Source organism: Roseovarius sp. B-10, assembly GCF_056859295.1.
This window is the reverse complement of record NZ_JBSXOE010000038.1, coordinates 51,625-64,048: the sequence shown is the minus strand read 5'-3', so window position 1 is coordinate 64,048 and position 12,424 is coordinate 51,625. Positions and strand designations below refer to the sequence as shown.

Below are 12,424 nucleotides of genomic sequence, written 5' to 3'. Positions count from 1 at the left end.
GCAAGAGCCCAAAGGCGCAAGGGGCGCCGCCCCTCTTGGCCTGCGGCCAATTCACCCCGGGGTATTTGAACCAAGAAGAAGCAAGGTTTCGTTAACCTGGGGATGCGAGGATGAGAGCGCGGTACAGGCTGGGGAGCCGATGACCGCCCAAGGAGAAGCCGCGCCCGTCCCCGGCGCGCATCGGCAATGGTCCGACCGATGCCGGGGGCGGGCGCGCATTGCTGTTTCTTCTTGGCTAAAATACCCAAGATCCGACCTCCGCCGGGGGCGCACCCCGTCGCTCAGATCAGTCCCTCGGCGGCAAACAGCGTCCTGACATCGGCCTCGGGTCGCGCGCCGTAATGGCCGATCACCTCCGCCGCCGCGACGCAGCCCATGCGCCCGGCCACGTCCAGCGGTTGCCCGGTGGCGAGGCCGTAGAGAAACCCGGCAGCGAATTGATCGCCCGCGCCGGTCGTATCCACCGGCTCGACGCGACGCACCGGCACCGTGACCGTCTCCTCGCCCTCGACCAGCACCACGTCATGGCCCGAGCGGGTGCAGACGATGAGGCCGCTCTCGCCCGCCGCCTGTTCCAGCGCCGCACCCAGGTCATCGGTCTCGTAGAGCGCGCGCCACTCGTGCTCGTTGCCGATCACGAAATCCAGTTCGCGCAGCAGCCCGCGAAAATCGTTGCGGTGGCGGTCCACGCAGAACGGGTCCGACAGCGTGATGCCCGCGCGACCGCCGCCCGCCCGCGCCGCCCGCGCGGCGCGCTCGAACGCCGCCTTGCCCTTGGGCTTGTCGAAGAGATAGCCCTCCAGGAACAATAGCCCCGCCTGCCCCGCCACCGCCTCCGGCACGTCGTCCTCGTCCAGTTCGGTCGAGATGCCGAGATAGGTGTTCATCGACCGCTCACCATCGGACGTCACGAAGATCATCGAGCGCGAGGTGGGAAGATCGCCGTCGCCGCGCGGGGCGTTGACGAAATCGGTGCCCACGTCGGCCATCGCATCGGCATAGAACCGGCCCAGCGCATCGTCGCTCACCCGTCCGATGAACCCGGTCGAGAGGCCCAGCGCCCCCAGCCCCGCGATCGTGTTGGCGACCGACCCACCCGGCATTTGCTGCCGGTCGGTCATGTTCTCGTAGAGAAACTCGGCGCGTTCGGTCTCGATCAACTGCATTACGCCCTTGTCGATACCCATCCGGGAAAGAAAGGCGTCGTCGCATTGGCTGATCACGTCCACCACGGCGTTGCCGATGCCGACGGCCTGATACTTGGTCATAGGGTCTTGTCCTCGAATAAACAGAGATCACGGATGAGACAGGTGCCACAGGCGGGCTTGCGGGCCTTGCAGACATAGCGCCCGTGCAGGATCAGCCAGTGATGCGCGTGGCGTTGGAAATCCACCGGCACGTTGTCCTCAATGGCGCGCTCGACCGCGTCGACGTTCTTGCCCGGGCAGATGCCGCTGCGGTTGCCGACGCGGAAGATATGCGTATCCACCGCCTGCGCCGGGTAGCCCCACCACATGTTGAGCACCACGTTGGCGGTCTTGCGCCCCACGCCGGGCAGCGATTGCAGCGCGGCGCGGCTGTTGGGCACCTCGCCGCCATACTCGTCCACGAGAATGCGGCTGAGCTTCATCACGTTCTTCGCCTTGTTGCGGTAGAGCCCGATTGTCCTGATATGCGCGATCAGGCCCTCCTCGCCCAGGTCCAGCATCTTTTGCGGCGTGTCAGCCACCTGGAAGAGATCGCGGGTGGCCTTGTTCACACCGGCATCCGTGGCCTGTGCCGAGAGGGCAACCGCGACGACGAGCGTATAGGCATTGACATGCGCCAACTCGCCCCTTGGCTCTGGCTCGGCGGCCTGAAAGCGGGTGAATATCTCGCGGATCGTGTGGTAATCGAGCTGGCGCGCCATGGCAGCTTAATGCCGGGATTTCGCGGGATGCGCAACATTCGGGTCGCGGTGCGCGCGTGTGCCGCTTATCTTGTGGCAAAGCTGTCAGGAAATGCCGATGACCGATCTCGACCAGAGCTATCACTACAACGTCATTCGCCGCGCCATAGATCTGATCGACGCGACGGACTCGGACCTCCCGCTCGACGATCTCGCGGGCGAGATGGGCATGAGCCCCGCGCATTTCCAGCGGCTCTTCTCGGCATGGGTCGGCGTCTCGCCCAAGCGCTACCGGCAATACCTCGCGCTTGGCCACGCGCGGACGCTGCTGGCCGAGCGCTTCACCACGCTGGAGGCGGCGCAAGTGGCAGGGTTGTCGGGATCGGGGCGGTTGCATGACCTGTTCCTGCGCTGGGAGGCGATGAGCCCCGGCGAATTCGCCCGCCGCGGGGCGGGGCTCAACATCCGCTACGGCTGGTTCGACAGCCCCTTCGGCGAGGCGCTGGCGATGGGCACGGATCGTGGGCTGTGCGGGTTGGCCTTTGCCAGCGAGATAGGACGCGAGGCGGCCATGACAGACCTGCGCGCGCGCTGGCCGGAGGCCGACTATGCCGAGGACCCTGCCGCCATCGCGCCCTGGGTCAAGGCGGGTTTTGCCGGGCGGGGCGAGGCCAGGCTGCACATGATCGGCCCGCCCTTCGGGATCAAGGTGTGGGAGGCGCTGCTCAATATCCCCTCGGGCCATGTCACGACCTATTCCGAGATCGCCCGTGCCATCGGCCATCCGCGCGCCGTACGCGCCGTGGGCACCGCCGTGGGCCGCAACCCGGTGAGCCTGCTCATCCCCTGCCACCGCGCACTGCGCAAGTCGGGGGGACTGGGCGGCTATCACTGGGGCCTGCCGGTCAAACGCGCGATGCTCGCGCGGGAAAGCGCGCAGGCCGAGGGATAGATCGGAAACGGAACACCCGACGCGGCTATCTCTCCAGCGCGCCCTCAGCCTCGAAGCAAGGATATGTGCTGCCATCGGGCAAGAGGCAGAGCCGCGGCAGAAAATCCGCTGGCAAGGACTGATAAGAGGGAAGCGCATGCGCCCGGTCGCTTCGTTCAAGATAGTCGCTGCACGCCGCGACGTAATATTTCTCCCGCCGGATGTCCAAGGCATACCATTGATCAAAGGCCGCCGCCGCTGCGGCAGGGACATTGCCTGTCGCGGTCATTCTCTCAGCAAACCGCACGGCGATATCCGCCGTCATCGGCCATGTCTCGAGCGCGCGCCACATCTGCAGATCTCCGCCGGATCGCAGCTTCCAAGCAACCATCAGGCTGACGACATTGGCATCCGCCTCCATGGCGAAGACCCCACGCGCATATTCCTTCATGGCCAGATTGTCGGACGGGCAGATGCCGCCGGAAAACTGGTAAAGGTGGCGAATCTCGTGCACGAGCATCGCGAGTGTCAGCCCCGCCCCCATACCGGAGGCGAACACGATGCGGTTCGTTTCCGGCTCGTAATAGGCTCTCGCCTCGATCAGGTCGTCCGACAGGCAGATCGCAGGCCGACGGCTGTCCAAAACCTCGAGAAGCGAGGGGAAATCCCGCAATGCGGCGCGCAACGCCGCCACCTCTTTCACCAGCCGCCGCTGATCTGACGTCGCGGCGCTATGGTACGGCGCAGCAAGACAGCTCGGCGGAGCAGCCGCGAATGCGGGCGGGACCGATCCAAGGATCAGCAGGAGAATCGCAGACAGGAGCACCCGTTTCATCAATTCAGGATTGCCGCACAGCCCGCAAAACTCAATGCGCGACTGTCGCGTCCGCACCGGAACCATGCCAGGGGCCGGCGGGGCGCGCGGCTTGCTGCCGATTCCGTCCGATTATGCATTCGGAGCGGATGCGTTATTGCATATCATCACCTCAGACCCGATGTATCGTGCACAACAACCAATGAGGCATTCATCATGATCCGGACACGCACTCCGATCCTTCTTCTTTCCGGCACGGCACTGCTACTGGTCACGGCTTGCACCGATCCGGGCTATGTGGCCGGCCAGGACCCCAACCAGAAGACCAAGCAGGGCGCGATCCTGGGCGGCATCCTCGGCGCGGGCACCGGCGCCATCGTCAGCGACGACAAGGGCAAGGGAGCCGTGATCGGCGGAATCCTCGGTGCCGCGGGCGGCGCGGCCATTGGCAACGCGCTCGATAAGCAGGAAGCCGAGCTGCGCCAGCAACTCGATGACGACGTGCGCATCGTCAATACCGGCGACCGGCTTATCCTGACCATGCCGCAGGACATCCTCTTTGACGTCGACAGCGCCAGGGTGACGCCGGTCTTGCGCGACGATCTGTTCAAGGTGGCCAACAGCCTGCAGCGGTATCCCGACACCACGGTTCAGGTGGTGGGCCATACCGACAGCGACGGCGCGGCCAGCTACAACCAGGCCCTGTCGGAGCGCCGCGCCGATGCGGTGGCCGACGTGCTTCGGCAGGGGGGCGTGTCCTACGGGCGGGTCCGCGCCTATGGCCGCGGCGAGTCTCAGCCAGTGGCGTCGAACCTCACCTCCGAGGGCAAGCGACAGAACCGCCGGGTGGAAATCGTGATCCTGCCAAACGCCTGAGCGGGCGCTGCCCCGACGCAAAGCAAATGGATATTTTTGGCAAGATGAAGCGGGGGCGGTCCATCGGGCCGCCCCTGTCGCTTATTCCGCCGCGACCTCGGCCGGCTCGACGCGCACCGCCGAGTACTTGAACTCGGGGATCTTGCCATACGGGTCAAGCGCCGGATTGGTCAGGATGTTGGCCGCCGCCTCGACATAGGCGAAGGGCAAAAACACCATGTCCGGCGCGATCGCGCGATCCGCCCGCGCCATGATCCGGATCGAGCCGCGCTTGGTGGTCAGTTGCACCATGCCGCCCGGCTCCACCCCCATCTTGCGCAGGGTCGAGGGATGCATCGAGCAGTTGGCCTCGGGCTCCACCGCGTCGAGCACGCTGGCACGCCGGGTCATCGAGCCGGTGTGCCAGTGCTCCAACTGTCGGCCCGTGGTCAGCACCATCGGGTAATCGGCGTCCGGCACGTCATCGGGCGGGATGATCGAGGCGGGGGTAAAGCGCGCCCGCCCCTCGGGCCGCGGGAAGCCGTCGCCGAACACCACCGCCTCGCCCGGGCCATCGGGCGTCTTGCACGGGTAGGTGACGGCGTTCTCGCGTTCCAGCCGCTCCCAGGTGATATTGTCGAGCGAGCGCATGTTAATCTTCATCTCGGCAAACACGTCCGCCGGGCTGTCATACTGCCAGCCAAGCCCCATCCGGTTGGCCAGCGCCATCGTGATCGCCCAATCCTCGCGCGCCTCGCCCGGGGGGCGGACCGCGAGGCGGCCCATCTGCACCTGCCGGTTGGTGTTGGTCACGGTGCCGGACTTCTCGTAGAAGGCGGAGGCGGGCAGGATCACGTCGGCATAGTTCGCCGTTTCGGTGATGAAGATGTCCTGCACCACCAGATGCTCGAGCTTGGCGAGCGCGTCGCGGGCGTGCTCCACGTCCGGGTCGGACATCGCCGGGTTCTCGCCCAGGATATACATGCCCTTGATCGCGTCCGCGTGCACCGCGTCCATGATCTCTGTGACCGTCAGGCCCTTTTCGGCGCTGAAATCGCCCGACTCCCAAACCTCGGTAAAGGCCCGGCGCACGCCGTCATCGGTCACTGTCTGGTAATCGGGCAGGAACATCGGCACGAGCCCCGCATCCGACGCGCCCTGCACGTTGTTCTGGCCCCGCAGCGGGTGCAGCCCGGTGCCGGGTCGACCGACATGACCACACATCAGCGCGAGGCTGATCAGACAACGCGAATTGTCGGTGCCGTGGATATGCTGCGAAATCCCCATGCCCCAGAAGATCATGCCGGCCTTGGCCCCGGCAAACTCGCGCGCCACGGCGCGCAGCGTCTCGGCGGGAATGCCGCAAATGGCCTCCATCTTCTCGGGCGGGAACTGCGCCAGATGCGCCTTCTCGGCCTCCCAATTCTCGGTGAAGGCCTCGATATATTGCTGGTCGTAGAGCCCCTCCTCGACGATCACGTGGCAGATCGCGTTGAGCATCGAGACATCCGCGCCCGGCTTGAACTGTAGCATATGCGTGGCAAACCGGCGCAGCCCCACGCCGCGCGGGTCCATCACGATGAGCTTGCCGCCGCGCTTGGTGAACTGCTTGAAATAGGTGGCGGCGACCGGGTGGTTCTCGATCGGGTTGGCACCGATGACGATGGCCACGTCGGCATTCTCGATCTCGTTGAAGGTTGCCGTGACGGCCCCCGATCCGACGTTCTCGATCAGCGCCGAGACCGAAGAGGCATGGCACAGCCGCGTGCAGTGATCCACGTTGTTGTGACCAAAGCCCTGGCGGATGAATTTCTGGAAGAGATACGCCTCTTCATTGGTGCACTTGGCACTGCCAAAGCCGGCGATGCTCGCCCCGCCATGCGTATCCTTGAGCCGTTTGAGGCCACCGGCGGCGATATCAAGCGCCTCGTCCCATTCCGCCTCGCGGAAGAACTGATGCCAGTTGCCGGGATCGACGTTGAGACCCTTCTCGGGCGCGTCCTCGCGGCGGATCAGCGGCTTGGTCAGGCGGTGCGGGTGGTGGATATAGTCATAGCCGAACCGCCCCTTGACGCACAGCCGCCCCTCGTTCGCGGGGCCGTTGATACCCTCGACATATTTGACGCGGCCGTCCTTGACCTTGAGCGAAACCTGGCAGCCGACGCCGCAGAAGGGGCAGACGCTTTGCACCTCCTCGTCGTAATCGGCGCTATCGCCCTGCTGCACGTCGTCCATCACCGAGGCGGGCATCAGCGCGCCGGTAGGACAGGCTTGCACGCATTCGCCGCAGGCCACGCAGGTGCTCTCGCCCATCGGGTCGTCGAAATCGAACACCGGATAGGCGTCATGCCCGCGTCCCGCCATGCCGATCACGTCATTGACCTGCACCTCGCGGCAGGCGCGCACACACAGGTTGCACTGGATACAGGCGTCAAGATTGACGCGCATCGCCACGTGGCTGTCGTCGAGCAGCGGCACGCGGTCCTTTTCCACCTTCGGAAAGCGGCTGTGGCTCACGCCGTGGGCCTCGGCCATATCCCACAGGTGGCTCGACGCGTCATGCGACACGTCACGCTCGGGCTGATCGGCGAGCAGCATCTCGACCACCATCTTGCGCGCGCTTGTCGCACGCGCGGAATCGGTGGTCACCACCATGCCATCGCGCGCCTCGCGGATGCACGAGGCCACCAGGACGCGCTCGCCCTCGACCTCGACCATGCAGGCGCGGCAATTGCCGTCGGGGCGGTATCCGGGTGCCGGTTTGTGGCACAGGTGGGGGATCACCAGGCCGCGGCCATTGGCCACCTCCCAGATGGTCTGGCCGGCCTCGGCCTCGACCTCGCGGCCATCGAGCGTCAATCGGATCGTCTGGGCCATGGCGCGCCTCCCTTGCCTCGCAGCTTATAAAACATGGGTGCGGCGAACCGGGACTGTCAATCCCGACACAAGCACGCGGTTTTGCGCCACCCCGCCACCGGGGATCGCCAAAGAAAAACGCGCCGCGGTCTCCCGCGGCGCGCCAATGCGATCAAGTGAGCGGTGGGCTGATCAGTCCGCCGCTTCCTCGCTCTTGGCTTCTTCGCCGGTCTCCTGGTCCACGACCTTCATCGACAGGCGCACCTTGCCGCGATCGTCAAAGCCCAGCAGCTTGACCCAGACCTCCTGGCCCTCCTTGAGCACGTCAGAGGGATGGTTCAGGCGGCGGTTCTCGATCTGGCTCACATGCACCAGGCCGTCGCGCTTGCCAAAGAAGTTCACGAAGGCACCGAAATCGACGATCTTGACGACGGTACCCTTGTAGATCTTGCCTTCCTCCGGCTCGGCCACGATCGAGTGGATCATGTCATAGGCCTTCTGGATGGCCTCACCGTTGGGCGAGGCGATCTTGATGGTTCCCTCATCGTTGATGTCGACCTTGGCACCCGAGACCTCGACGATCTCGCGGATCACCTTGCCGCCCGAGCCGATCACTTCACGGATCTTGTCGGTGGGGATCTGCATGGTCTCGATGCGCGGGGCATGGACGCTGAACTCGTTGGCACCCGAGAGCGCCTTGTCCATCTCGCCCAGGATGTGCATCCGGCCTTCCTTGGCCTGTGCAAGCGCGACGCGCATGATCTCGGGGGTGATCCCCGCGACCTTGATGTCCATCTGCAAGGACGTGATGCCCTCGGCAGTGCCCGCGACCTTGAAATCCATGTCGCCGAGATGGTCCTCGTCACCGAGGATGTCCGACAGCACCGCGTAAGAGCCGTCTTCCTCCAGCACGAGGCCCATCGCCACGCCGGCAACGGACGTCTTGAGCGGTACGCCCGCATCCATCATCGACAGCGACCCGCCACAGACCGAGGCCATCGACGACGACCCGTTGGATTCCGTGATCTCGGAAACCAGCCGGATCGTGTAGGGGAAATCCGTCGCCGGCGGCAGCACCGCCTGAAGCGCGCGCCACGCGAGCTTGCCGTGACCGATCTCGCGCCGTCCCGGAGGACCGACGCGCCCCGCCTCGCCGACCGAGTAGGGCGGGAAGTTGTAGTGCAGCAGGAAGTTGGACTTGAAATTGCCGTGCAGCGCATCGACGAATTGCTCGTCATCGCCGGTGCCGAGCGTCGTGACCACCAGGCCCTGCGTCTCGCCACGGGTGAAAAGCGCCGAGCCATGCGTGCGCGGCAGCAGGCCGGTCTCGCAGGCGATGGGGCGAATCTCATCCAGACGACGACCGTCGATCCGGTTGCCGTTCTTCACCACGTCGCCACGCAGCACCACCGACTCGAGCTTCTTGAGCGCGGCGCCGAGATTGGCATCCTCAAGCTGTTCCTCGCTCAATTGCGCCTTGATCGCCTCTTTCGCGGCAGAGATCGCGTGCGTGCGCTCCTGCTTGTCGCGAATGGCAAAGGCGGCGCGCATCTGCTCTTCACCGGCGGCTTTGACGGCAGCGAAAAGCTCCGAGTAATCCGGCGGGGTAAAGTCGAACGGCTCCTTGGCGCATTCCTCGGCGAATTCCACGATCATGTCGCAGACCGGCTTGATCTGCTCATGCGCGAAAGTCACGGCGCCGAGCATTTCCTCTTCCGACAGTTCATAGGCCTCGGATTCGACCATCATCACCGCGTCGCGCGTGGCCGCGACAACCAGGTCGAGCCGCTGCTCGGGGTTGTTGCGCAGCTCGTGCATGTCGTCGATCTCGGGGTTGAGGATGTATTCGCCATCCGCATACCCCACGCGGCAGCCGCCGATCGGCCCGCGGAACGGCGCACCCGAGATTGTCAGCGCGGCGGAAGTGGCGATCATCGCCACCATGTCCGGGTCGTTGACGAGATCATGGCTCAGCACGGTGCACATCACCAGCGTCTCATGCTTGAAGCCGGGCACGAAGAGCGGGCGGATCGGCCGGTCGATCAGGCGCGCGGTCAGCGTTTCCTTCTCCGACGGGCGCGCCTCGCGCTTGAAAAAGCCGCCGGGCACCTTGCCCGCGGCATAGTACTTTTCTTGGTAATGGACCGTCAGCGGGAAGAAATCCAGTCCCGGCTTGGGTTCCTTGGCAAAGGTCACGTTGGCCATGACCGACGTCTCGCCAAGGGTGGCAATCACCGACCCGTCCGCCTGACGGGCGATCTTGCCGGTTTCAAGAGTGAGGGTTTCCTCCCCCCACTGCATCGATTTTTTCGTCTCAGTAAACATCACGTTTCCTAGCTTGGCCCGCCGGGCGTATCCCGCGCGGCCCGTTTCTTGCGGGGCCCCATGCCCCACGGCCCTCTCGTGTTCATCCTGCGACACCGGCGAAGGCCGGTCCGGGCCGCAATCGGATCATGCGAAAACCGCGCCCCGTTGGGGGCGCGGCTTATGGTGTCAGCGGCGGATGCCGAGGCGCTTGATGAGGTCGCGATAGCGGTCCTCGTTCTTGCCGCGCAGGTAATCCAGCAGCTTGCGTCGCTGTGCGACCATCTTCAGAAGGCCACGGCGCCCGTGGTTGTCCTTCTTGTGGGTCTTGAAATGCTCAGTCAGGGTGGTGATCCGCGAGGTCAGGATGGCGACCTGTACTTCGGGAGAGCCGGTATCGCCCTCCTTGGTCGCGAAGTCCTTGATGACGCGGGATTTCTCTTCGACAGTGATCGACATCGGTCTCTCCTTCGGTCCGGGGGTTGCGGGCACAAGCCGGGATGTCGTCCAGCAAGGTCCGTTTCCCCGCCGCGTTGCCGCGCCGGGGGGTCTCGCGCGTATAGGCCAACTGCGCGCGAAAGAAAAGCATGAATCCGCCCCGGGCAAGGCCCGCGATCACCACCGCCTCACCCGGCGGTCGGCACCGGCATCTGCACCTGCGCCACCAGCGCGACATGGTCAAGCGTCAGCCCCTCGGCATCGGCAATGCGCGCGATCTCGATACCGTCGAGCAGCAGGCGCTGCGCCGCGGGATCGTCGGCATCCGGTTCGAGAGTGATCTCGGGCTCCGCCCCCTCCGGTGCGTCATGAAACACCATGAGCATGTCGTCCGCCGCCGAAAAATCGAGGATTTCCGCCTGGTGATCGGCGTCGAGCCAGTCGCCCAGCATCACCGTGTCGGACCCACCGCCGGTGGTCACGATATCGCCGCGCCCCGCCACGATCACGTCGTCGCCACCGCCTCCGTTGAGGTAATCGCGTCCGGTATCGGTATCGTCAATGCCATCGGTCGCCGGGTCGTCCACGATCCCCGTCACCGTATCATCGCCATGCCCGCCAAACAGCGTGTCCGACCCTATGCCGCCATCCAGCCGGTCATCGTCGAGGTCGCCGTGCAGCGCGTCGTCACCCTCCCCGCCCGAGAGCGTATCGTTCCCGGCGCTGCCCACGAGGCTGTCATCGCCGTCGCCGCCCGACAGTATGTCATCGCCGTTGTGCCCGAACAGCCGGTCGTCGCCCGCTTCGCCGTCGAGCGTGTCGGCCCCATCCTCGCCGTGCAGCGTGTCATCACCCGCGCCACCGTACAATTCGTCATCGCCGTCGCCACCGCGCAGCTCATCATCACCGCCGTTCCCGTCGATCACGTCCGCGCCGCCGCGCCCGCCGATCATCTCGGGATCGTCGCCGCCGGTGATGGTCTCGGCAACGCCCGTGCCATCAACGATTTGCCACCCCGTTGCCGCGTCGGTGTCTTCAGGCCCGCTTTCGCTGTCATCCGCGTCATGCGTGGCGATGCCGTCATCCGCCACCGCATCCAGTACCGCGTTCAACAGGTCCGATCCATCGCCAGAGACGGTTACGTCCGAACCGGACGCATCGCTCCCATCGCCGGATTCGGACCCGCCTGCCGACGCATCCTCCGTCTCACCGCCAAGCCCGACAAACGCCGTGGCCCCGAAGGCCGCCATCCCCAGAAGACTCGCAATAAACAACATCACACAACCTCGCGCACCACCGCACGAGAATGCCACCCGCTGCACGCAACAGGCAACATGTATCTGGCAGGCTGGTTAACGCTCCTCGGCGACCGCCTCAGGGGCGCGGCCCGGCGGATAGACCTCGTAGCCCGGCTCCTCGGGTTCGTCATCGACCATGTCCGCCGGAAAGCCCGGTGCCGTGATGTCGAGCCCCGTGGCCTCCTCCAGCCGCCGGATGATGTCGTCGGATTGTGCCCGCGCGCCATAGCGCGCCATCCCGTCGCGGAAGATGTCGATCATCATCGGCGAGATTTCCAGCGGCACGCCCGCGCGCTCGGCGATCGACTGAAACAGGCCGATATCCTTCATCACCAGGTCCATGGTGAAATTGATATCGCGCGAGCCATTGAGGATCACCTGGCTCTCCGTCTCGTGCACGAAGGACGTGCCCGAACTGATTCGGATCGCCTCGTATGTGGTGGCAAGGTCCATCCCCGCCGCCTTCATCGTCACCAGCGCCTCGCAGACCGACAGCAGGTTGGCGGTCGCGAGGTAGTTGGTCATCACCTTGAGCACCGAGGCGCTGCCCAGCTCGCCGGTATGCAGCACCCGCCGCCCCAACGTCGTCAGCAGTGGCAGGATGCGCTCGAACGTGGCGCGGTCGCAGCCCGCGAAGATCGAGATGTTGCCCGTCGCCGCCCGGTGACAACCACCCGAGACCGGGCAATCCACCGCCGCCCCGCCGCGCTCGATCACCATGCCGCCCAGGCGGGTGATCTCGGCGGCGTCGGTGGTGGACATCTCCATCCAGATCTTGCCCGGCCCCACCTCGGGCAGCATTTCCTCCATCACCGCCGCGCTCGCCGCGGGCGAGGGCAGGCAGGTGATGACCGCCTCGCAGTCGCGCATCATATGCGCGGGGGTTGACGAAACCTTGCAGCCCCGCGCGGCAAAGCCGTCGCGAACCTCCCGGTTCAGGTCGTGAACCTGCAGGTCGTGGCCGTTGCGCAAGAGGCTTCCGGCCAGCTTGCCCCCGACATTTCCCAGCCCGATGAATCCGATCCGCATGTGCCCCTCCC

At 65.4% G+C, this 12,424-nt stretch carries 10 protein-coding genes; 2 read left to right on the top strand and 8 right to left on the bottom strand.

The annotated features are described in order from the left end of the window. Positions 1–281 precede the first annotated feature (281 nt). Positions 282–1,268, bottom strand: coding sequence for an adenosine kinase (locus AC13D8_RS15070; protein WP_482969504.1), 987 nt, complete (start codon positions 1,266–1,268; stop codon positions 282–284). Then, the gene (gene nth / locus AC13D8_RS15065; protein WP_482969503.1) at positions 1,265–1,909 is read right to left on the bottom strand and encodes an endonuclease III; all 645 of its coding nucleotides are present in this window, start codon (positions 1,907–1,909) and stop codon (positions 1,265–1,267) included. The genes AC13D8_RS15070 and nth overlap by 4 nt, the downstream gene beginning before the upstream one ends. Before the next feature lie 97 nt (positions 1,910–2,006). Here nth and AC13D8_RS15060 point away from each other — a divergent pair, with 97 nt between their 5' ends. Beyond that, positions 2,007–2,840 carry a methylated-DNA--[protein]-cysteine S-methyltransferase gene (locus tag AC13D8_RS15060; protein WP_482969502.1) on the top strand — a complete coding sequence of 278 codons (834 nt, stop codon included), beginning with the start codon at positions 2,007–2,009 and terminating at the stop codon, positions 2,838–2,840. A 25-nt stretch (positions 2,841–2,865) separates the two neighbouring features. Here AC13D8_RS15060 and AC13D8_RS15055 read toward each other — a convergent pair whose 3' ends face one another. Next, positions 2,866–3,654, bottom strand: coding sequence for a DUF6782 family putative metallopeptidase (locus AC13D8_RS15055; protein WP_482969501.1), 789 nt, complete (start codon positions 3,652–3,654; stop codon positions 2,866–2,868). A 195-nt stretch (positions 3,655–3,849) separates the two neighbouring features. On the opposite strand from AC13D8_RS15055, the gene AC13D8_RS15050 reads away from it, so the two are divergent. Then, positions 3,850–4,509, top strand: coding sequence for a YiaD family glycine zipper/OmpA-like lipoprotein (locus tag AC13D8_RS15050; protein WP_482969500.1), 660 nt, complete (start codon positions 3,850–3,852; stop codon positions 4,507–4,509). Between the two features lie 81 nt (positions 4,510–4,590). Here AC13D8_RS15050 and fdhF read toward each other — a convergent pair whose 3' ends face one another. The 5 genes from fdhF to AC13D8_RS15025 all read right to left on the bottom strand — a co-directional run bounded on the left by fdhF (position 4,591) and on the right by AC13D8_RS15025 (position 12,413). Beyond that, entirely contained in the window at positions 4,591–7,365 is a 2,775-nt protein-coding gene (fdhF, locus tag AC13D8_RS15045; protein ID WP_482969499.1) for a formate dehydrogenase subunit alpha, read from the bottom strand. A gap of 171 nt (positions 7,366–7,536) precedes the next feature. After that, positions 7,537–9,669, bottom strand: coding sequence for a polyribonucleotide nucleotidyltransferase (pnp, locus tag AC13D8_RS15040; protein WP_482969498.1), 2,133 nt, complete (start codon positions 9,667–9,669; stop codon positions 7,537–7,539). 168 nt (positions 9,670–9,837) lie between these two features. Beyond that, positions 9,838–10,107 (bottom strand): 30S ribosomal protein S15, encoded by a 270-nt coding sequence (rpsO, locus tag AC13D8_RS15035; RefSeq protein ID WP_104019722.1) that lies wholly within the window; start codon positions 10,105–10,107, stop codon positions 9,838–9,840. Positions 10,108–10,274: 167 nt separating this feature from the next. Then, positions 10,275–11,363: a calcium-binding protein gene (locus tag AC13D8_RS15030; protein WP_482969497.1), complete on the bottom strand. Its 1,089-nt coding sequence runs from the start codon at positions 11,361–11,363 to the stop codon at positions 10,275–10,277. A gap of 75 nt (positions 11,364–11,438) precedes the next feature. Continuing rightward, on the bottom strand, positions 11,439–12,413 hold the full coding sequence (locus AC13D8_RS15025; RefSeq protein WP_482969496.1) for an NAD(P)-dependent oxidoreductase: 975 nt from the start codon (positions 12,411–12,413) through the stop codon (positions 11,439–11,441). Positions 12,414–12,424: the final 11 nt, after the last annotated feature.